A 20,111-nucleotide genomic window follows, 5' to 3' on the forward strand; every position below is an offset into this window, starting at 1 on the left:
CCACAAAAACCCCAGAGTGACCGGGGAGACACACCCCCCCCCCCCCCCCCCCCCCCCCCCAGCCGGTGCCCCGGTGATCAATCCACCGTGCAGGCACTCCCGTTGAGGCTGAACGCGGTCGGTGCTCCGCTGTTGCCGGTGTGTGCGGCCTGGTAGCCGAGGGTCACGCTCGTGCCGGGGGCGATGCTGGCGTTGTACGCGGCGTCGGACGCCGTCACCGCGCCGGTGCGGGGGCTGTACGTGGCGTTCCAGCCGCTGGTGATGGTCTGGCCGGCCGGGAGGGTGAAGGCGAGTTTCCAGCCGTTCACCGGGACCGTGCCGGTGTTGGTGACGGTGAGGGAGGCGGTCAGGCCGGTGTTCCAGGCGCTGACCCCGGCCCGCACCCTGCACGTGCCGGCGGGCGGCTGCGGCTCGGTGCCGCCGTCGCCGTCGAGACCGAAGAAGGTGAGGGCGCGGTCGGCCATGCCCCAGCTGTAGAGGTTGTGGCCGACGCCCTGGAGGCTGATCGCCTCGACGGGAGCCTGGTCACCGGTGCCGCCGTAGCGGGTGCGGGTCCAGCCGGTGGCGGGAGCGTCGGTGGCGGCGGGGGTCTGGCTCACACCGAGCGCGTTCGTCCACTGCTCGATCTCCTCCCCGAAGTCGGGGTAGCGCAGGGTGTCGTCCTCGGTGCCGTGCCACAGCTGCATCCGCGGGCGCGGGCCGGTGTAACCGGGGTAGGCGGCGCGGACCAGGTCGCCCCACTGCTGCGGGGTGCGGTCGACGGTGCCGCCGGAACACGCGCTGTTCCACTCGGAGCCGTCGGTGGTGGCGAAGCAGCCGAAGGGGACGCCGGAGAAGGCGGCGCCCGCGGCGAACACGTCGGGGTAGTCGCCGAGCAGGACGTTGGTCATCATGGCGCCGGAGGAGATGCCGGTGACGAAGATCCGCCCGGTGTCGGCCGCGTAGGTGCGGGTCGCCCAGTCGACCATGGACCGGATGCCGACCGGGTCGCTGCCGCCGTCGTGGCGCAGTGCCTGCGGGGAGGACACGTCGAAGCACTTGCTGGCGCGGGTGACGGACGGGTACACGAGGACGAACCCGTGCCGGTCGGCCAGTGCGGGCCATTCGGTGCCGGAGTACATCGCGGAGGCGGAGCCGCCGCACCAGTGCACGGCCACCACGACCGCCGGGTGCGGGCTCACGTTCTGCGGGACGTAGACGTACATCTGGAGGTTGCTCGGGTTGGCGCCGAAGCCGGTGACCTCGGTGAGGGTGGCCGCGGGGGCGGCCCGGGTCCGCGCCCCGGCCGGTGGTGCGGCGAGGGCGAGGGCCGCCAGCAGCGGCAGCAGGGCGCCCAGCAGGGCGACGAGGGCCTTGCGCGGACGGGTTCTCGAACAGCGCGGTGTGGGGGGCACGTCACCTGTCCCTTCTGATCGCGGGTCGTGCGGGGGTCCGTACGGTGTGCGCGTCGTGCGGGGAACACCCGGCATCGTGGCATGGACACGCAAGTCATGGAAGCGCTCCCACCGCACTTCGCACGAACCGGAACGGTGCCGCGCGAACCGTTGACTAGAAAGCGCTTGCCCCCTACGGTCCGTTCATCAGCGTGACCGGTCGACCCGCAAGGCAGCCGTTTCGGCCACGCAACGCCCTGTCATGCGTTCTGCAGGGCGTCCAGGATTCATGTGCATAACCTCACGCCCCCACAGAGCCGCACCCCCACGGAAGGGACGCACCGCTCTGACCACCCCACGAAAGAAGGCATCGCGGGACATGACCTCATCAGCGACCTCGCGCGGTCTGCTCGGCGGACTCGCCACTCTCGGACTCACGCTTGGCATGATCATGACCTCCGGGGCGCCGGCGGGCGCGGCCACCTGGCCGACCCCGAACGGCAGCCAGGCGGTCTCCTCGACCATCTCGGTGTCCGGCACCAAGGACTACGGGATGAAGCGGCTGTACGGCAGCGGCGACCTCGGCAGCGACGGCCAGGACGAGGACCAGGGCCCCCTGCTGGAGCTGGCTCCCGGCGCGGTCCTCAAGAACGTCGTCATCGGCTCCCCCGCCGCCGACGGCGTCCACTGCCTGGGCAGCTGCACGCTGCAGAACGTGTGGTGGGAGGACGTCGGCGAGGACGCGGCCACCTTCCTCGGCTCCTCGTCGTCCAACGTCTACACCGTCACCGGCGGCGGGGCGAAGGAGGCGAGCGACAAGGTGTTCCAGTTCAACGGCGCCGGCACGCTGAACGTCTCCGGCTTCGCGGTGAAGAACTTCGGGACGTTCGCCCGCTCCTGCGGCAACTGCAAGACGCAGTACAAGCGGACGATCAACCTCAGCGGCATCGAGGCGACCTACAAGGGCAGCAAGCTCGTCGGCATCAACACCAATTACGGCGACAGCGCGACCCTGCGGAACATCACCATCGTCGGGGACACCAGCAAGAAGATCATTCCCTGCCAGAAGTACATCGGCAACAACACGGGTGCCGAACCGAGCACGAACGGCTCGGGCCCGGACGGCACCTACTGCAAGTACTCCGGCTCGGACATCACCTACAAATGAGGCCCGCGGGCCGGGTCGCCGCCGGCGGCCCGGCCGCGGGTCACGCGCCGGCCGTCCGCCCGCGCCACCGCGCGGACAGCACGAGGTGGGCGGCGACGCCGAGGAAGAGACCCCAGAAGGCCGAGCCGATGCCGAACAGGGTGACACCGGAGGCGGTGGCCAGGAACGTGATCAGCGCCGCCTCGCGGTCCTTCTCCTCCTTGACCGCGCCGGTCAGGCCCCCGGCGAGCGCCCCGAACAGGGCGACCCCGGCGACGGCGGCGACCAGTTCCTCCGGCAGCCCGGCGAAGAACGCCACCAGCGTGGAGCCGAAGGCGCCGACCAGCAGGTAGCAGACGCCGCAGGAGACACCCGCCACGTACCGCCGCCGCGGATCGGGGTGGGCCTCCGGGCCGGTGCAGATCGCGGCGGTGATCGCGGCCAGGTTGACCGCGTGAGACCCGAAGGGGGCGAGCACGGTGGACGCCACGCCGGTGGTGCCGACCAGCAGCCGGTCCCCGGGCCGGTAGCCGGAGGCGGCGAGCACCGCCATGCCCGGGGCGTTCTGCGAGGCGAGGGTGGCCACGATCAGCGGCACGGCGATGCCGACGAGCGAGGCGAGGGAGAAATGCGGGGCGGTGAGCACCGGCCGGGCCAGCTCGACGTGATCGACGTGGACGTGCAGCCGCGAGGTGGCCGCGCTGCCCACGACTCCCGCGGCGAGCGCGATCAGCACCGCGTACCGGGGCAGCAGGCGCTTGGCCGCCAGGTAGGCCAGCAGCACCGGACCGGCGACGGCCGGCGCCGTCTTCAGCGAGGTGAAGACATGGGTGCCGAAGCCGAAGAGGATGCCCGCCAGCATCGCCGACACGACCGCCGCCGGCACCTGGCGCATCAGCCATCCGAACACCCCGGTCAGCCCGACCACGGTGAGGACGGCACCGGTGATCAGGAACGCGCCGACGGCCTCGGCGTACGAGTACGCGCCCAGGCTCGTCACGAGCAGCGCCGCGCCCGGCGTCGACCAGGCGGTGATGACCGGCATCCGGGTGCGCAGGCTCAGCCCGACGCAGGTCAGACCGCTGCCTATGGAGATCGCCCACACCCAGGAGCCGGTCCGCGCGGTGTCGAGGTGTCCGGCGGAGGCGGCCGAGAGCACGATGACCAGCGTCCCCGAGTAGGAGACGACGACGGCCACGAGGCCCGCCAGTACGGCGGACGGCGACGCGTCCCGCAGCAGCTGGGGCCGGCTCACCGGTTCCCCCGGTCCGCCGGCCGGCTTCCCCGTGGGGCTGCCGGTGGTGTGCGCCGTGTCCGGCGGGGTGTCCGTCTCGGGGGACTCGGGGCTCAACGGTCTTCCTCCGTGGCCTGTTTCGGGCCTGTTCCAGGTCGGCGACGAGATCGGCCACGCGGTGCGGGCCGCCGGAGGCGGATCATGTCCTCCGGGCGGTGCCGCGCGGCCTCTCGAAGGTACAACGGCATGCCACCCGGGGTCCGCGCCGTCCACCGACGCGGTGTGAGCGGGGGCCGGGCGAACCCGGGGCGGGCGCTCCCGCACGCGGACACACCCCCGCTGTCGTGACTCCCCCTACGCCTCTTCGCGTGCGCCGAACCCCGCGCCGAGTTCCCGTCGGTAACCGGCGTACGCCGTCCGCAGCTCCTCCCCCGGCCAGTCGGCGGGCAGCAGTGCGGGCGGCAGGACGGGGTCGGTGAGCAGGTGGCGGACGGCGGCGGCGTAGGCGGTGAACCGGTCGGCCGGGCGGTCGGCCCGGGCCGCGTGGGCGAGCAGGGCCCGCGCGGTGGCGGCCCAGGCGGTCAGCGGCCACAGCCGGGCGGCCAGTTCGCGCGGGGGCTCGTCCGGGCGGACCGTGTACGTCAGTGCCACCCGGCGCACCTCGGGGGGCAGCGGCCGGTCGAGGTTGGCCGGGCGCAGCCACACCCCCTCGCGCAGCTCGGCCAGGCGCAGGCCCGCCAACCGGGCGCGCAGGTCGGCGCGTTCGGCGGGTCCGCGTCCGGTCGCCGTGATCACGGCCATCTCCCAGTCGCCGTCCCACGCGCGCGTGCGCGGGCGTACGGCGTCGTCCTGGCGGCGCTGCCGTTCCAGCAGCCGGTCGCTGAGCCGGTAGACGGCGTCCGCCCGCCGCAGGTCCCCGGCGGTCACCATCCGGCTCAGCGCGGCGCGCAGCGTGGAGCCGCCGATCCCGAACGGCTCCACCAGCCGCACCAGGTCCCGCACCGGCAGCTGGGGCGGGTGCGCGCCGAGGAGCAGGCTCAGCACCACCGACCGGGCGGACAGCGGTCGCAGGGCCACCTGGTCCGGCTCCGCCGGGACGTTCACGCGCATGGATCCGTACTGTACGTGCGCCTGCTTGTTGCAGCATTGCTACGGCCGTAGGGACAGTGCAACATGCTTGTATGGTCTCGATTCCCGCGCAGTCACCGGCCCTGCCGCAGTCCGGCACGCACGATGTCACCAACCAGCCCCCGCCGCTCGCCCCGTACGACGCCTCCGACGACCCGGCACTGCTGGAGGGGCTGCGCCGGGAGGGTGCCGGCTGGGCCGAGGAGGGCATCCGGCGGCTGGGGGCGCGCGCCGGGAGCGCGGAGGCGCAGGAGTGGGGTGAGCTGGCGAACCGGTACGAGCCGGTGCTGCGCACCCACGACCGCTACGGCCACCGCGTCGACGAGGTCGACTTCCACCCCGGCTGGCACCACCTGATGCGGACGGCGGTCGCCGAGGGCCTGGCCGGCGCCCCCTGGGCCGACGACCGGCCGGGCGCGCACGTGGCCCGGACGGCGGGCGGCCTGGTGTGGGGGCACACGGAGGCGGGGCACGGCTGCCCCACGTCGATGACGTACGCCGCCGTACCCGCCCTGCGCGCCCAGCCGGACCTGGCCAAGGTGTACGAACCGCTGCTGACCAGCCGGGAGTACGACCCGGAGCTGCGCGTGCCCACCGACAAGCCCGGGCTGCTCGCCGGGATGGGCATGACGGAGAAGCAGGGCGGCTCCGACGTCCGTACGAACACCACCGTCGCCACGCCCACCGGCGAGCCGGGCGTGTACACGCTGCGCGGGCACAAGTGGTTCACGTCGGCGCCGATGTGCGACGTCTTCCTGGTGCTCGCGCAGGCCCCGGGCGGGCTGTCGTGCTTCCTGGTGCCGCGCGTCCTGCCGGACGGCAGCCGCAACACCTTCCGCATCCAGCGGCTGAAGGACAAGCTGGGCAACCGGTCCAACGCCTCCTCCGAGCCGGAGTTCGACCGGACCGTGGCCTGGCTGGTGGGGCCGGAGGGGCGCGGTGTGAAGACCATCATCGAGATGGTCAACTGCACCCGGCTGGACTGTGTGATGGCCTCGGCGACCCTGATGCGCAAGACGCTGGTCGAGGCGGGGCACCACGCCCGGCACCGCAGCGCGTTCGGCGCCCGGCTGGCCGACCAGCCGCTGATGCGCAACGTCCTGGCCGATCTCGCGCTGGAGTCGGAGGCCGCGACGACGCTCGCTCTGCGGCTGGCGGGCGCGGCGGACCGCACGGTGCGGGGGGACGCCGGGGAACGGGCCTTCCGGCGGATCGCCACCGCCATCGGCAAGTACTGGGTCACCAAGCGGGGCCCGGCCTTCACCGCCGAGGCCCTGGAGTGCCTGGGCGGCAACGGATACGTCGAGGACTCCGGCATGCCCCGGCACTACCGGGAGGCGCCGCTGCTGTCGATCTGGGAGGGTTCCGGGAACGTCAACGCGCTCGACGTGCTGCGCGCCCTGGGCCGGGAACCGGACACCGTCGAGACGCTGTTCGCCGAACTCGCCCTGGCGCGCGGGGCGGACGCCCGTCTCGACGCGGCCGTGGCCGCGCTCAAGGCGCAGTTGGCCGAAACCGATCAGGCGGGCGCCCGCCGGCTGGTCGAGCGGATGGCGCTCGCACTCCAGGCCTCCCTGCTCGTACGGCACGCCCCGCACCCGGTCGCGGACGCCTTCTGCGCGTCCCGGCTGGGCGGCGACTGGGGGCACGCGTTCGGCACCCTGCCCGCCGGGACCGGACTCGACGCCATCCTGGAGCGCGCCCTGCCGGGCCGGAACTGATCACCCCGCGCGCGTGCGCGGGCGGCTCCCGCCTTTCCGGACGCCCCTCCCCTCGCGCGCGTGCGCGGGCCCGTCGCCCCGTGGCCGGTGACCGGCCCGCCGCCGACGGATCGCACACGGCCGATCGGGACGCCGGCGGAGCCGGGCGCCGCCGGACCCGCCCGCTCCCGCCCCTTCCCGCCACCACATCGCCCACTGCTGCGCGGAGGCACCCGGAAGTCGCGGGGGATCAGACCATGCGGCCCCACTGCGGGCCGAGGCGGGCCCATTCCGTGTCCCATGCCCGCATGCGCCGGCGCTCCAGGCGGCCCCGCACGGCCAGGCCCGCGACGCAGGGCACGGCGGCGGCGCTCACGCCGACCAGGAGACCGACCAGCGTGGCCCGGAAGGCGGCCTCGGAGGCGGTGACAGGGCGGTTGACGAGCCGGCCCCGCGGGTCGGTCCAGACGGTGACCGGCGTACCCGGCTCGCTGCCGGCCCGTACCCGGATCCGCCCGGTGTGCGAGGAGCCGTCGACCGCCCTCCAGCGGGCCTTTGCCCAGACCCGCTCCCCCGCCGATGCCCGGTCCTCCGGCGCGGCCGGCTTCGCCGGAACCCGTGCGACCACCCGGGCCACGGTGGGCCGCCGCTCGGTCCGCTCGCGGGCGAGCCCGTGCTCCACCGAGCCGGCCGCCACCAGGCCGGCCGACACCCCGGCCAGGACGGTCAGCAGAAAGGCGCCGAGCACCACCCATGCCTCCACCACGTCGGCCCGGCGTCTGAGCGGGTTGCGCCGCCAGCGCCACAGCCACACCTTCGGACCACGGAACGCCTTCAAGGGCATCCTCCTCACGAGCGCACCGACCGGCCGGACCGTCCTCCCGTACGGGAGGGATCGCTCCGCTGCTCACGACGAGCCGTCACCCCGACGGTCGCACGAGACACCCCTTTCGCGCAGGCCCATGCCGCAACGGAACGACCGATCCTGGCCACGGGCCGGTGACGGGGCCCGTGGCCCGACTGCCCGCGGTGGGCACCCACAAGGGCTTGTTCATCGGGCCGCGCCGGAGCGGCGTCTCCGGGGAGTTCGACGAACGTCCGTATGCCGCCGCACAGGCCGTCCGCTCGGTCGCGATCGGCACCCGGGCACCCCTCCCCCGGCTGCCCGCTTCGGCCATCGGTTGATCGGCGGCGGGTGCCCGGCAGTAGGGTGACGCCCGTGGCACCACGACCGTTGCATGAAATCGTCGAACCGGGCTGGGCGAAGGCCCTGGAACCCGTCGCCGGACGGATCGCCGGGATGGGCGACTTCCTGCGCGCGGAGATCGCCGCGGGACGCACCTACCTCCCGGCCGGACCGAACGTCCTGCGGGCCTTCCAGCAGCCCTTCGACGAGGTACGCGTCCTGATCGTCGGCCAGGACCCCTACCCCACCCCCGGACACGCGGTGGGGCTGTCCTTCTCCGTGGCGCCGGAGGTACGTCCGCTGCCGCCCAGCCTGATCAACATCTTCCGCGAGCTGCACAGCGACCTCGGGCTGCCGCAGCCGTCCACCGGGGACCTCACCCCGTGGACACAGCAGGGCGTCCTGCTGCTCAACAGGGCGCTGACGACCGCGCCGCGCAGCCCGGGGGCGCACCGCGGCAAGGGTTGGGAGGAGGTCACCGAGCAGGCGATCCGGGCCCTGGCGGCGCGCGGGAAGCCGCTGGTGTCCATCCTGTGGGGTCGCGACGCGCGCAATCTGCGTCCGCTGCTGGGCAGTCTGCCGGCGGTGGAGTCCGCGCACCCCTCGCCCATGTCGGCCGACCGCGGCTTCTTCGGCTCGCGCCCGTTTAGCCGGGCCAACGACCTGCTGATGCAGCAGGGCGGGCAGCCGGTGGACTGGCGCCTGCCGTGACCGTCCCGGGGTATCTCGCCGTGGACTCCGGCGGTTCCGGCCTCCGGGTCGCCGTCGGTGTGCCCGGGCGGGAGCCCTCGGCGCGGGGGGCGACCCGGGAGCCGGTCCGCACCGGCGAGCGGGGCGTCGACCCCGCCCATCTCATGGACCAGCTCGTCCCGGTGGCACGCTCCTTGACCGCGGAGGCGGGCCTCGACGCCCTGGACACGGCTGCCGTCGGGGCGGCCGGGTTCGCCAGCCTGGGCGACGCCCTGCGCGCCGAACTGCCCGGCGCGCTCGCCCGGGAGCTGGGCGTGCGTGCCGTGGCGCTGGCCGCGGACGCCGTCACCGCGTACGCCGGCGCGCTCGGGCCGCGTCCCGGCGCCGTGCTGGCCGCGGGCACCGGACTGATCGCCCTGGGCACGGATCTGACGGGGTGGCGGCGGGCCGACGGCTGGGGACACCTGCTGGGCGACTGCGGCGGCGGCGCCTGGATCGGGCGGGCCGGTCTGGAGGCCGCGCTGCGCGCCCACGACGGCCGGGAGGGCGGCTCCGCGCCGCTGCTGGCCCGCGCCGAGGAGCGGTTCGGCCCGGTGCGCGGCCTGCCCGGCCTGCTGTACCCCCGGGCCGACCGGGCCGCCGTGCTGGCCTCGTTCGCGCCCCAGGTGGCGGCGTGTGCCGCGCACGACCCGGTCGCCGCGGACGTCCTGCGCGCGGCGGCCCGGCACATGGCCGACTCCGCGGCGGCGGTGTGCCCGCCGGACGGCGCCCCCGAAGTGGCACTCACCGGTGGCCTGTTCAAACTGGGTGAACCGCTTCTCGGGCCGCTGCGCGCGGAGCTGGCGCGCCGGCTGCCGCACGCCCGGCGGGTACCGGCCGAGGGCGACCCGCTGCACGGTGCGGTGCGGATCGCGACGGACCTGGCGGCGGACCGGCTCGTCCTGCCGGCCGAACCGGCGCTGTTGTGCGTGATCCGGGACGAAAACGGCTGAAGTCCTGTTCGGGCGTTCCGTCCCGGTGCCGGGCCATGCGTCCGGCATGTGCCCGGACGGGGTGGTATCCACACGTAACTCATCAGACAAAACCGGACGGATACCGCTCACCTGCACCCTCCCCGAACGGAGGAGCCCACGAAGCCAGTAACATGCGGCGCCATGAGCTCCCCCACTGGACCCGCGTCCGGCCTGCCCGTACGAATGCCGCGACCCCGCCAGCCCGGACGGCACCGCCGCCCGGAACCGCTGGTGGCTCCCGAGGGCGCGCCCGCGCTCGTCCTCGCGGTGCCCGGCGCGCCCAGCGCCGGCACGCGCGGCCTCGCCGAGGAGGTCGTGAGCATCGCCCGCTCCGAACTGCCCGGTCTGGACGCCCGGATCGGGTACCTGGACGGGGACGACGCCGAGTTCCCGACGCTGCGCTCCGTGCTTGCGCGCACCGCCGAGGAGCGCGCCGCGCGGTACGAGCAGGCGGTCGCCGCCGGCGTCGAGGGGGTCAGGGAGCCCGACGGCCCGGCCGCCGTCGTCGTTCCGCTGCTGGCCGGTCCGGACGGCGCGCTGCTGCGGCGGATCCGGCAGTCCGTGATGGACAGCCGGGTCGCGACCGAGCTGACCGATGTCCTCGGGCCGCACCCGCTGCTCGCCGAGGCGCTGCACGTGCGGCTGTCCGAGGCGGGCCTGGCCCGTGCCGACCGGGCCCGGCTGTTCACCGTGGCCACCGCGGCCGACGGCATCATCCTGGCGGCCGTGGGCGGCGAGGAGGCCGTGCAGGCGGCCGGGATCACCGGCATGCTGCTCGCCGCGCGCCTGGCCGTGCCGGTGATGGCGGCGGCCCTGGACCAGGAGGGCTCCATCGCCTCCGTCGCCGGGCAGCTGCGTTCCGCGGGTTCGCAGCAGCTGGCCCTGGCGCCGTACCTGATCGGCCCGGAGCTGGAGCCGGGGCTGCTCGCCGCGGCGGCCGAGGAGGCGGGCTGCGCGACGGCCGAGGCGCTGGGCGCGTACCCGACGATCGGCAAGCTGGCGCTCGCCAAGTACACGACGGCGCTGGGCATCGCACCGCAGCAGGCGCAGGGCGCCCCGGTCCGCTGACCCGCCCGGCCGACGGCGCCGCCACGGCTCGGGGCTCGTGTACGACACCGGGCCCGCTCCCTCCCGGAGCGGGCCCGTCGCCGTACCCGGGCGGCCCCGCCGCGCGGCGATCCGCTGCCCTCCTCGGCCCCTCGGCTCCTCAGCCGAAGACGACGCAGGAGGCCGCGGCGACCCGCACGCAGCCGTCGTAGCGGGGGACGCCCGTCGCCGGGTCCACGGCGAACCAGGAGACGTCGCCGGAGCGCTCGTTGGCCGCGTAGAGGAAGCCGTCGTGCTCGGCCAGGGCGCGCGGCCAGTGCCCGCCGCAGGGCACCGTGCCGGTCAGCCGCAGTCCGTCCGCTTCGACGGCGAGGACCGAGAGGACGTCCTCGCCGCGGGTCGCGGTCCACACGAAGCGGCCGTCGGGCGAGACGACGATCCCCGACGGGTAGGCGTCGCCGGCCGGCGCGTCGCGCAGCACGGGCACCTCGGTCAGGGGTTTCAGCGTGCCGCGCTCGGCGTCCCAGCGGCACACCGTGACCGTGGGGGTCAGTTCGTTGACCACGTAGGCGTGGCCGCCGTCCGGATGGAAGGCCAGGTGGCGCGGGCCGGATCCGGGCCGCAGGGCGAACTCGCGGTGCACGGCGGGGCTGCCGTCCACCAGGGTGCACACCCGGACCGAGTCCGTCCCGAGGTCGACGCTGACGGCCCACCGGCCGCTGGGGTCGGACTGCACCTGGTGGGCGTGCGGGCCGCGCTGCCGCCGGTCGTGCGGCCCGGAGCCGGTGTGCTGGAGCCGTCCGGAGGGCGCGCCGGCCAGCGAGCCGTCCGGGCGCAGCGGTACGGCGGTGACGCTGCCGCAGCCGTAGTTGGCGGTCAGCACGTGTCCGGCGTACAGGCCGAGGTGGGTGGGGCCGCTGCCGCCCACCGGCACCGGGGGCCCGGCGGGTTCCGGCCGGCCGTCGGTGACGCGGTAGGCGGCGACGGCTCCCTCGGCGGTCTCGCTGACCGCGTAGAGCGTGTGGCCGTCCGGCGCGAGGGCGAGGTAGGAGGGGTCGGCGACGTCCTGGACGGCGGACAGGAGGGTGAGGGCGCCGCCGCCCGGCGCGACCTCGGCGGCCACCAGTCCGGGGCCGCCGGCCGCCGTGAACGATCCGATGAACGCCCGGCGCCTGCCCGCCCTGCCGTCCCGTGCCACCGCTGTCCCCTCTCGGTCGAGCCCGTCGAGCCAGTCCGGGGCCGACGGTAGCAGTCCCGGCGACGCGGTCTAGACCAAGGGGGCCGAGTGGCAGGGCGGTTCGCGGTGCGCCGGGGCGCTCAGGCGCCGACCAGCCGGGAGCCGGACGGGGTGCGCAGCGGTTCCGCGAGGTCGGCGAGGGCCCGCTCCAGGCCGTGCAGATGGGCCAGGGCGGGTTCGGCGGGCTGTTCGGCGGAGTGCCAAAGGGGTTCGGCGCGGCCGGCGGTGAGGGCCTCGACGGCGCTCTCCACCCGCCAGCACGCGGCGGCCAGCCGGGCGTCGTGGGAGGCCTCGGGGTCGGCGGCGACCGCGACCAGGCCCCGGATCTCGCGGGCGCAGTCGTCCAGCAGCGCCAGGACCCGGCGGGCCCGGGCCTTGCGCGCCGGCATCGGGTTCAGCGGGTGCACCAGCGGCGCCACCGACAGCCGTACCCGGCCGATCAGCTGCTCCAGTTCGGCCACGCGCGGGGCGGGGTCGGCCGTGGCGGAGCCGGCGAGCCGGGCCGCGGCCTCGGCGGTGCAGGCGTGCACGCAGCGCAGGGCGCGCTGGATCCAGGCGTCGGTGGTGGCGTGCGTGGTGACCGGCAGCACGAACAGCACGGCGAGCGCGGCGCCGAGCGCGCCGACACCGGTCTCGGCGAGCCGCAGCGCGAGCAGCCCCGGGCTGAGGACGCCGAGCAGGCCGTAGAGGGACGTGGCGAGCAGGGTCACCCAGAGCATCATCCAGGTGTAGGAGACGGCGGCGGTGTAGAAGATGCCGAAGACGCCGGCGGCGACGAGGACGGCCGTCGGGACGGACGCACCGTGCACGGGGACGGCGACGAGGAGACCGAGGCCGATGCCGAGGACCGTGCCGAGGACCCGGCGGAAGCCGCGGACCAGGGTCTCGCCGCGCGAGGCGGTGTTGACGAAGATCCACCAGGTGGCGCCGACGGCCCAGTACCAGCGCTGTCCGGACACCAGCTGCCCCGCGACGAGCGCGAAGCCGGCCCCCGCGGTCGCCTGCACGGCCTGCCGCGTGGTCACCCGGGCGAGGCCCGTCCCGCCGAGGGGGGCGGGCGCGGGGGCGGCGGGGCCCAGCCGGCGCTCGTAGCACCACAGGCCGAACCGGACGCCGGCCGCCGTGAGCACGGACAGCAGGACGGCGGCGTACAGCTCGGGCAGCCGGCCCGGGGTGGCGTGCAGGAACTGGGCCACGAAGAAGGTCATGAAGGCGAACACGCCGAGGCTGTGCCCGCGCGGGCCCCACCGGCGGGCGTAGACGCCGGCGCCGACGACGGCCAGGAAGGTCAGGTCCCGGGCCACCGGGTGGTCGTGCAGTCCGGCCGCGGCGGCGAGCACCGGGACGCCCACGACGGGCAGCAGGGCGGTGGTGACCGCCTGGCCGCGCACGGTCGGGTCGGCCACGGTGAACAGGGCCAGCAGGGCGGCGAGTCCCCCGGTGACCACGCTGGGGAGGGAGTGTCCGGCGAGTCCGCAGACCACGACCGCCAACCCGATGCCGAGGACGGCCCGCGCGGCGAAGCGCAACCGCGCCCGGCCCGGGTCCGGTGCCACGAACATCCTCTTCAGCACTTGCTGCCCTCCCCTGGGGAACACCGATACGGAAAAGGCGCCGCGGGGATCCGCAGCGCCATTGACACGTCCATGAGAGCATCACCCAGGTCACTGGCTCAAGTGAGCCTCGGATCACCATGCCATTGGCCCAGCACCGGCCCCGCACGTGCACGCACCGAAAGGCCAACGGACCAGGTCGGAGGGCCTACGCGGCTCCCCGGCGGCTGGGCCATTGGTACAGTCGTCCCTCATGGCCGTGGACGAGCTCGACACCCGCATCCTGCGGCTGCTCCTGGAGCAGCCGCGCACCAGCGTGCGCGAGTACGCCCGCATCCTCGGCGTGGCCCGGGGCACGCTCCAGGCCCGGCTGGACCGGATGGAACGGGACGGCGTGATCACCGGCACGGGCCCCTCCCTCTCCGCCGCCGCGCTGGGCCATCCGGTGCTGGCGTTCGTGCACATCGAGGTCACCCAGGGGCATCTGGACGACGTGGGGGACGCGCTGGCCGCCGTACCGGAAATCGTGGAGGCCTTCTCGATCACCGGCGGCGGGGATCTGCTGGCCCGCGTGGTGGGCCGGGACAACGCGCATCTGGAGGACGTGATCCAGAAGCTGATCAGCCTCCCGGGCGTGGTGCGCACCCGCACCGAGGTGGCGCTGCGCGAGCGGGTCCCGTACCGGCTGCTGCCGCTGGTGGAGTCGGTCGGCCGGGCGACGGCCCGCGGCTGACGGGGGGGCATACCGGGCGCCGTGGGCGATCCCGGCACACTCCCGGTCGTCTCCGACCCCATGGCGGGGGCCTCCGGTTCCTCCCCGGAGGCCGTCGAGGCCGTCCTGACGGGGCACCGGCCTCGCCTCCCACCTGCGGACGACGGTCTCGGCCGGCGAGGTCCCCCACGGCAAACCTCTTGGTGGAGGCGATCCGCCGCCTCGGTGCACCCCGGCCGCCTGCGTGATCCTGGAGGACGCGGCCCCCGGCGCCGCCGCGGCCCACGCGGCCGGCATGCGCTTCGTCGCCGCCCTGCCCCACGTCCCCGCCCGGGCGGACGCCCCCGGGTTCACCACCGCGTCCCTGCTGCCGCGCGGCGGCCGGGCGGACCTCCGGGCGCGGCCGGCGTGGGCGCGGCTGCGCGACGGGGCCCGCCGACCGGGTCCCGCTACGGACGGCCCTCTGCGCATGCGCGGCGGGCCGTGGCTGCTTAGCGTGACCCCATGAGCACAGTCCAGGCACGGCCCGCCCCCGACGAGCGGCGGTGGAAGGCGCTCGGGGTCTGTCTGGCCGCGGGATTCATCTCGCTCCTCGACACCTCGATCGTGAACGTGGCACTTCCCTCCCTGGAACACGGGCTGGGCGCCTCGGAGGCGGTCCAGTCATGGGTGGTCTCCGGGTACGCCCTCACCTTCGGGCTCGCGCTGGTCCCGGCCGGCCGGCTGGGCGACATGCGCGGCCGGCGGCAGGCCTTCCTGTGGGGCCTCGCCCTGTTCACGGTGGCCTCGCTGGCGTGCGGGCTCGCCTCCGGCCCCGGCTGGCTGGTGGTGTTCCGGCTGATCCAGGGCACGGCGGCGGGCATGGTCGCGCCGCAGACCTCGGGGCTGATCCAGCAGATGTTCCAGGGCGCCGAGCGGGCCAAGGCCTTCGGTGTGCTCGGCACGGTCATCGGGGTGTCCACGGCGGCGGGCCCGCTGGTGGGCGGGCTGCTGATCGACGCCGCCGGCACCGCCGACGGCTGGCGCTGGGTGTTCTTCGTCAATCTGCCGATCGGGGTGGCCGCCTTCGTCGCGGGAGTGCGGCTGCTGCCCCGCTACCCGGCGGCAGGCAAGCGCGAGGTGTTCGACCTGTTCGGGGTGCTGCTCCTCGGCGCGGGCGTGCTCGCGCTGATGCTGCCCCTGGTGCAGGAGCAGCAGTGGACCGGCCGGGAGAAGTGGGCGCTGCTGCCGGTCGCACTGCTGCTGCTGGGCGCGTTCTGGGCCTGGGAACGCCGGCAGGCGCTGCTCGGACGCGCCCCGCTGGTGGACCTCGGCCTGTTCTCCCTGCGCTCGTTCACCCTCGGCGCGCTGATCAGCCTCACCTACTTCGCGGGCTTCACCACCGTCTTCTTCCTCTACGCCCTGTACCTGCAGAACGGCGTGGGCTACAGCGCGCTGGCGTCGGGGCTGACGGTCCTGCCCTTCGCGGCGGCCTCCGCGGTCGGAGCCGCCGCCGGGGGCCGGCTGGTGGTGCGGTTCGGCCGCAAGCTGGTCGTCATCGGGCTGGGCGGCGTGGCCCTCGGGCTGCTCGGCGTGATGGTGGCGGTGGCCCTCGCCCCGGGGCCGAACGTGGGCTGGGCGTCGGCGCTGCCGCTGCTCGTCGGAGGCATCGGCTCCGGCCTGACGGTCTCCCCGAACACCACCCTCACACTCACCCGGGTCCCCGTGCAGCGGGCGGGCGCGGCCGGCGGTGTCCTCCAGACGGGCCAGCGCGTCGGCTCGGCGGCCGGGATCGCGGTGGTGGGCTCGGTGTACTTCGCCCACCTCGCCAACCACGGCCGCACCGATACGGCGATGCAGCTCGGGCTGCTCTCCGCCGTGGGCATCATCCTGGTCGCCCTGCTGCTCGCGGTCGCCGACCTGCGGGAACGCCATGTGCGGCCCGAGCCGGAGAAGACTGTGGAGCCCGTCGGGCGGGGCCGGGGAGAGGACGGCGTCGAGGAGGGGGTGCGGCCCGGTGCGTGAGGGGAGGGGAGGCGGGCGGGTCGGCGGGCGTACCGTCCCGGGCGACCGGCCGCGCTCAGCCCCTCGTAGGGCAGCACGTCCTTACGCCTTCCGGCGCCGCGTCAGCCAGGCGGCGCCCGCCCTCGCCCCCGCGGGCCCGTGTCGGGCCGTAGCCCCTCGCACGCCCCGCCCCGCGTCGAGCCGAACGCTCCCGCGGCCCCGCCCCGCGCAAGCCTCCGAGTGAGGCGGTCCCCGTCGCGCCCGGCCTCGCGCCAGCCCCGTACCGAGTCTGCGGCCCCGCCCCGCGTCAGGCCGTACGCCCCCGCGGTCTCCGGCCGTCTCCGGCCGAGGCGGGTCCGTGCTCCTGCCGGCGGGTCCCGCGCCCGGCGGCCCGCCTCACGACCTCCGGCGCGGCTTGCCCCGCTTGGCCGGCCGGGCGCCGCCGGTGCGGGCGCCCGCCGTACGGCCCGCCGGTTTCCCGGACGACTTCGCCGACGCCTTCGACGACGACTTGCCGGAGGACTTCGCCGCCGGCTTCTGCTGGTCGGTGCGGGTGCCCCGGGAGTCGTTCCCGGGGTTCGCCGTCGTACGGCCCCGGGTGCTGTTGACCGTGCGGCCGCGGACGATGCCGATGAAGTCCTCCACCAGGTCGGTGGTGGCCTCCTCGGGCCAGGACAGCGCGATGCTCGACTGCGGCGCGTCGACGACCGGGCGGTAGGTGAGGTCGCGGCGGTGGTGGAGGCGGGCCAGCGACTGCGGTACGACCAGGAGGCCGACGTTCGCCGCCACCAGCTCGATGGCGTCCGGGGTCGTGGCGGGACGCTCGAAGGCCGGTTCGCCCGGCGGGGCGTCCCAGTCGAAGACGTCGTCCAGCGGGTGGAAGAGCACCTCGTCGGCGAGGTCGGCCAGGGTCACCTCCTCCGCGGCCGTGATCAGGTGGTCCTTGGGGACGATGACCACCGTGGTCTCGGTGTACAGCGGGATCGCGCTGAAGTACGTACGGTCGACCGGCAGCCGGACGAGGCCCGCGTCCGCCTCCCCCGCGCGCAGCACCCCGGGCGCCTCGGCGGCCGGGACCTGGACGAGGGCGAGCGGGATGCCGGGCAGGCGTTCGTTCCAGACCTTCACCCACTTGGCGGGCGTCACCCCGGGAACGTACGCGAGCCGGAACGACGGTGATTCCTCCGAGCCTGTCACCAGGCCAGACTACCGGCCGCCGGCGTCCCCCGGTCCCGGCCGTGGTCGGCGTCCGCGCAGGCGGCCGATACCCTTGACCTCATGAAGTCGCAGCAGAGCACCCAGACGATGAAGCCCGCGACCGCGGCGAAGAAGCTGGGTGTGTACCTCCCCGCCACCCCCGCCTCCTTCCAGGAGGGTGTGGTCACCCGCGCCGAGCTGAACGAGCTCCAGGCCGACCCGCCGGAGTGGCTGCGCGAGCTGCGGCTCAACGGTCCCCACCCGCGCCCGGTGGTGGCCGCCAAGCTGGGTGTGTCCATCGCGGGCCTGGCCCGCGGCGGCGTGACCGAGGCGCTGACCACCGAGCAGATCGAGGCGCTCAAGCAGGAGCGGCCCGAGTGGCTGGAGAAGGAGCGCGCCACCCAGGCCGAGGTCCGCAAGGAAGCCGTGCGGCTGAAGAACCTGAAGAAGGAGAACACGGACCAGGAGGACGCCGCCGAGCGTCACTGACCCGTCCGGTTCGGCCGGCTGAGTCGCCTCGGCCGACACAGCGGCCCAGCCGAGGGGACTCAGCCGAGGAAACTCAGGCGTACCCGGCGGTCGGGATTGTCCCTGTTGGTGTCCACCAGGCACACCGACTGCCAGGTGCCCAGTTCCAGCCGGCCGTCGATCACCGGCAGGGTGGCGTGCGGCGGGACGATCGCGGGCAGGACGTGATCGCGGCCGTGGCCGGGGCTGCCGTGCCGGTGCTGCCAGCGGTCGTCGGCGGGCAGCAGCGTGTGCAGGGCCGCGAGGAGGTCGTCGTCACTGCCGGAGCCCGTCTCGATGACGGCGATCCCGGCGGTGGCGTGCGGGACGAAGATGTTGAGCAGACCGTCCCGGCCGGCCGCCGCCTCCCGCAGGAACTCCTCGCAGTCGGCGGTCAGATCGACGACACGCTCCCGGGAACCGGTGGAGACGTGCAGCATGCGCGTGGTGAAGGCATCGGACATGCCCCCATCCTGACCCATACGCCGGTTTTCACACGTCCCGGCACCCCCCCATTTCTGATACGGCCGGTCCATAACGCGAGACACCGTTGACCTGTGCACGCCCCTCTGGCTACGTTCGGCCGCATGTCGCGTTCAGCCCTGCTCACCACGCGCGGTCACATCGACCTGCTGCGGGTGGCCTCCGCCGCGTGTCCCCTCGGTCGCTGACGCCCCTCCCCCTCTCTTTCTCCTCCGCTCGGACTCCGGGCCGCCCCCGCCTGCCCGTACGCACGCCTTGACCGCTCATTGACCTGAGCATGGCGAGGTGGCGCGGAGCCGTTCCCCTCCTCTGGAGCGTCCATGAGCATCAGCCACGCCCCACCCAACCCCCCATCGACCGACATTTCCGGTATCTCCGCACCGGAACACCCTGACGGGGACGCTTCCCCCGAACTCCAGCGCGTCGTCCCCGCCTCCGTCCGCCGCGCCCGGATCCCCCGCTGGCTGCGCCGCGCCACCGGCCCGCTCCTGCTCCTGGCCCTGTGGCAACTCCTCAGCGCCACAGGGCTGTTGACCGCGGACGTGCTCGCCTCGCCCGGCCGGATCGCCCGGGTCGGCTGGGACCTGGTCGGCGACGGCTCGCTGCCGTCGGCCATGGCGACCTCGCTCCGGCGGGTGGCGCTGGGCCTGCTGTTCGGCACGGTGACCGGCACCGGACTCGCCCTAGTCGCGGGGCTGTTCCGGATCGGCGAGGACCTGGTGGACGCGCCGGTGCAGATGCTGCGGACGGTGCCGTTCGTCGGTCTCATCCCGCTGTTCATCATCTGGTTCGGCATCGGCGAGGCCCCGAAGACCGCGATCATCACGCTCGGCGTCACCTTCCCGCTCTACCTCAACGTCTACGCGGGCATCCGCGGTGTCGACTCCCAGCTCATCGAGGCCGGTGAGTCGCTGGGGCTGTCCCGGTGGGGGCTGGTACGGCACGTGGTCCTGCCGGGCGCGCTGCCCGGGGCGCTGACCGGGCTGCGCTACTCGCTCGGCATCGCCTGGCTCGCGCTCGTCTTCGCCGAGCAGGTCAACGCCGACGCCGGCATCGGCTTCCTGATGGTCCAGGCGCGGGACTTCCTGCGGACCGACGTGATCGTGGTCTGCCTGATCGTCTACGCCTTCCTCGGCCTGCTCGCCGACTTCGTCGTCCGCTCCCTCGAAAGGCTGCTGCTGCAATGGCGACCGACGTTCACCGGACGGTGACCGCGCCCGCGGTCCGTGTCGAGGGGCTGACCCGCTCCTTCGACGGCCGCGCGGTCATCGACGATCTGCGACTCGACATCGCCCCCGGCGAGTTCGTGGCCCTGCTCGGCCGCAGCGGATGCGGCAAGTCGACCCTGCTGCGCATCCTCGCGGGCCTGGACCGGGACATCGAGGGGACGGCACTGGTCCCGCGCCGCCGGGCCGTCGCCTTCCAGGCACCCCGGCTCATGCCCTGGAAGAAGGTGTGGCGCAACGTCCTGCTCGGACTGCCCGGCAGGCCCGACCGGGCCGTCGCCGAACGGGCGTTGGAGGAGGTCGGCCTCGATCACCGCGTCGACGCCTGGCCGAAGACGCTGTCCGGCGGCGAGGCCCAGCGCGCCTCCCTCGCCCGCGCCCTGGTGCGCGAACCCGATCTGCTGCTGCTCGACGAGCCGTTCGGCGCCCTCGACGCGCTCACCCGGATCAAGGCCCAGCACCTGGTCGGGGAGGTGTGGCAGCGCCGGGGCTGCGCGGTGCTGCTGGTCACGCACGACGTCGAGGAGGCCGTGCTGCTCGCCGACCGCGTCCTGGTGATGGACCACGGCCGGATCGCCCACGAGCAGCACATCGGCCTCGACCGGCCGCGCGAGATCACCGATCCCCGGTTCGCCGCGCTCCGCGCCCGGCTGCTCGGACTCCTCGGCGTCGACACCACCGCCGAAACCACCTGA

Annotated in this window: 20 protein-coding genes and 1 pseudogene; 13 read left to right on the top strand and 8 right to left on the bottom strand. The window is 74.7% G+C overall.

Annotated elements, in window-relative coordinates:
* Positions 1–77: 77 nt before the first annotated feature.
* A complete protein-coding gene (locus ACZ4W9_RS26575) occupies positions 78–1,394 on the bottom strand; it encodes an extracellular catalytic domain type 1 short-chain-length polyhydroxyalkanoate depolymerase (protein ID WP_467939994.1) in 1,317 nt (438 codons plus the stop codon).
* 358 nt (positions 1,395–1,752) lie between these two features.
* On the opposite strand from ACZ4W9_RS26575, the gene ACZ4W9_RS26580 reads away from it, so the two are divergent.
* A complete protein-coding gene (locus tag ACZ4W9_RS26580; protein WP_467939996.1) occupies positions 1,753–2,541 on the top strand; it encodes a pectate lyase in 789 nt (262 codons plus the stop codon).
* Positions 2,542–2,581: 40 nt separating this feature from the next.
* On the opposite strand, the gene ACZ4W9_RS26585 is transcribed toward ACZ4W9_RS26580, so the two are convergent.
* Both ACZ4W9_RS26585 and ACZ4W9_RS26590 read right to left on the bottom strand, forming a co-directional pair.
* Complete coding sequence (locus ACZ4W9_RS26585; protein WP_467939997.1) at positions 2,582–3,871, bottom strand: benzoate/H(+) symporter BenE family transporter; 1,290 nt, start codon at positions 3,869–3,871, stop codon at positions 2,582–2,584.
* Between the two features lie 237 nt (positions 3,872–4,108).
* Positions 4,109–4,864 carry a PaaX family transcriptional regulator C-terminal domain-containing protein gene (locus ACZ4W9_RS26590; RefSeq protein ID WP_467939999.1) on the bottom strand — a complete coding sequence of 252 codons (756 nt, stop codon included), beginning with the start codon at positions 4,862–4,864 and terminating at the stop codon, positions 4,109–4,111.
* A gap of 71 nt (positions 4,865–4,935) precedes the next feature.
* On the opposite strand from ACZ4W9_RS26590, the gene ACZ4W9_RS26595 reads away from it, so the two are divergent.
* Positions 4,936–6,603: a DNA alkylation response protein gene (locus tag ACZ4W9_RS26595; RefSeq protein WP_467940000.1), complete on the top strand. Its 1,668-nt coding sequence runs from the start codon at positions 4,936–4,938 to the stop codon at positions 6,601–6,603.
* A 229-nt stretch (positions 6,604–6,832) separates the two neighbouring features.
* Here ACZ4W9_RS26595 and ACZ4W9_RS26600 read toward each other — a convergent pair whose 3' ends face one another.
* On the bottom strand, positions 6,833–7,426 hold the full coding sequence (locus tag ACZ4W9_RS26600) for an Rv1733c family protein (protein ID WP_467940002.1): 594 nt from the start codon (positions 7,424–7,426) through the stop codon (positions 6,833–6,835).
* A 167-nt stretch (positions 7,427–7,593) separates the two neighbouring features.
* Here ACZ4W9_RS26600 and ACZ4W9_RS26605 point away from each other — a divergent pair, with 167 nt between their 5' ends.
* The 4 genes from ACZ4W9_RS26605 to ACZ4W9_RS26620 all read left to right on the top strand — a co-directional run bounded on the left by ACZ4W9_RS26605 (position 7,594) and on the right by ACZ4W9_RS26620 (position 10,539).
* Positions 7,594–7,767 (top strand): hypothetical protein, encoded by a 174-nt coding sequence (locus ACZ4W9_RS26605; protein ID WP_467940004.1) that lies wholly within the window; start codon positions 7,594–7,596, stop codon positions 7,765–7,767.
* Positions 7,768–7,801: 34 nt separating this feature from the next.
* Entirely contained in the window at positions 7,802–8,479 is a 678-nt protein-coding gene (locus ACZ4W9_RS26610; RefSeq protein ID WP_344349383.1) for a uracil-DNA glycosylase, read from the top strand.
* Positions 8,476–9,450, top strand: coding sequence for an N-acetylglucosamine kinase (locus ACZ4W9_RS26615; protein ID WP_467940006.1), 975 nt, complete (start codon positions 8,476–8,478; stop codon positions 9,448–9,450). Before ACZ4W9_RS26610 ends, ACZ4W9_RS26615 begins: the two co-directional genes overlap by 4 nt.
* Before the next feature lie 162 nt (positions 9,451–9,612).
* Positions 9,613–10,539, top strand: a complete 927-nt coding sequence (locus ACZ4W9_RS26620) for a sirohydrochlorin chelatase (RefSeq protein ID WP_467940008.1) — start codon at positions 9,613–9,615, stop codon at positions 10,537–10,539.
* 139 nt (positions 10,540–10,678) lie between these two features.
* Here ACZ4W9_RS26620 and ACZ4W9_RS26625 read toward each other — a convergent pair whose 3' ends face one another.
* Positions 10,679–11,716 (bottom strand): lactonase family protein, encoded by a 1,038-nt coding sequence (locus ACZ4W9_RS26625; RefSeq protein WP_467940010.1) that lies wholly within the window; start codon positions 11,714–11,716, stop codon positions 10,679–10,681.
* Positions 11,717–11,835: 119 nt separating this feature from the next.
* On the bottom strand, positions 11,836–13,329 hold the full coding sequence (locus ACZ4W9_RS26630) for an FUSC family protein (protein ID WP_467940012.1): 1,494 nt from the start codon (positions 13,327–13,329) through the stop codon (positions 11,836–11,838).
* Positions 13,330–13,561: 232 nt separating this feature from the next.
* Between ACZ4W9_RS26630 and ACZ4W9_RS26635 the strand changes: the two genes are divergently transcribed.
* The 3 genes and pseudogenes from ACZ4W9_RS26635 (at position 13,562) to ACZ4W9_RS26645 (ending at position 16,024) form a co-directional block, all read left to right on the top strand.
* Positions 13,562–14,041: an Lrp/AsnC family transcriptional regulator gene (locus tag ACZ4W9_RS26635; RefSeq protein ID WP_181797548.1), complete on the top strand. Its 480-nt coding sequence runs from the start codon at positions 13,562–13,564 to the stop codon at positions 14,039–14,041.
* 57 nt (positions 14,042–14,098) lie between these two features.
* A pseudogene (locus ACZ4W9_RS26640) lies at positions 14,099–14,528 on the top strand (HAD family hydrolase); the annotation flags it as partial.
* The gene (locus tag ACZ4W9_RS26645) at positions 14,525–16,024 is read left to right on the top strand and encodes an MFS transporter (RefSeq protein WP_467940014.1); all 1,500 of its coding nucleotides are present in this window, start codon (positions 14,525–14,527) and stop codon (positions 16,022–16,024) included. The pseudogene ACZ4W9_RS26640 and the gene ACZ4W9_RS26645, both read left to right, overlap by 4 nt.
* A 375-nt stretch (positions 16,025–16,399) precedes the next feature.
* On the opposite strand, the gene ACZ4W9_RS26650 is transcribed toward ACZ4W9_RS26645, so the two are convergent.
* On the bottom strand, positions 16,400–17,200 hold the full coding sequence (locus ACZ4W9_RS26650; RefSeq protein ID WP_467940016.1) for a LysR family transcriptional regulator substrate-binding protein: 801 nt from the start codon (positions 17,198–17,200) through the stop codon (positions 16,400–16,402).
* Between the two features lie 81 nt (positions 17,201–17,281).
* Here ACZ4W9_RS26650 and ACZ4W9_RS26655 point away from each other — a divergent pair, with 81 nt between their 5' ends.
* Entirely contained in the window at positions 17,282–17,689 is a 408-nt protein-coding gene (locus tag ACZ4W9_RS26655) for a DUF5997 family protein (protein WP_467940018.1), read from the top strand.
* A gap of 59 nt (positions 17,690–17,748) precedes the next feature.
* On the opposite strand, the gene ACZ4W9_RS26660 is transcribed toward ACZ4W9_RS26655, so the two are convergent.
* Positions 17,749–18,171 carry a secondary thiamine-phosphate synthase enzyme YjbQ gene (locus ACZ4W9_RS26660; protein WP_467940020.1) on the bottom strand — a complete coding sequence of 141 codons (423 nt, stop codon included), beginning with the start codon at positions 18,169–18,171 and terminating at the stop codon, positions 17,749–17,751.
* Positions 18,172–18,294: 123 nt separating this feature from the next.
* Between ACZ4W9_RS26660 and ACZ4W9_RS26665 the strand changes: the two genes are divergently transcribed.
* The 3 genes from ACZ4W9_RS26665 (at position 18,295) to ACZ4W9_RS26675 (ending at position 20,111) form a co-directional block, all read left to right on the top strand.
* Positions 18,295–18,378: a putative leader peptide gene (locus ACZ4W9_RS26665; RefSeq protein WP_318206137.1), complete on the top strand. Its 84-nt coding sequence runs from the start codon at positions 18,295–18,297 to the stop codon at positions 18,376–18,378.
* Positions 18,379–18,510: 132 nt separating this feature from the next.
* Entirely contained in the window at positions 18,511–19,401 is an 891-nt protein-coding gene (locus ACZ4W9_RS26670) for an ABC transporter permease (protein ID WP_467940022.1), read from the top strand.
* On the top strand, positions 19,374–20,111 hold the full coding sequence (locus tag ACZ4W9_RS26675; protein WP_467940024.1) for an ABC transporter ATP-binding protein: 738 nt from the start codon (positions 19,374–19,376) through the stop codon (positions 20,109–20,111). The genes ACZ4W9_RS26670 and ACZ4W9_RS26675 overlap by 28 nt, the downstream gene beginning before the upstream one ends.

Source organism: Streptomyces sp. NPDC029296 (assembly GCF_055569255.1).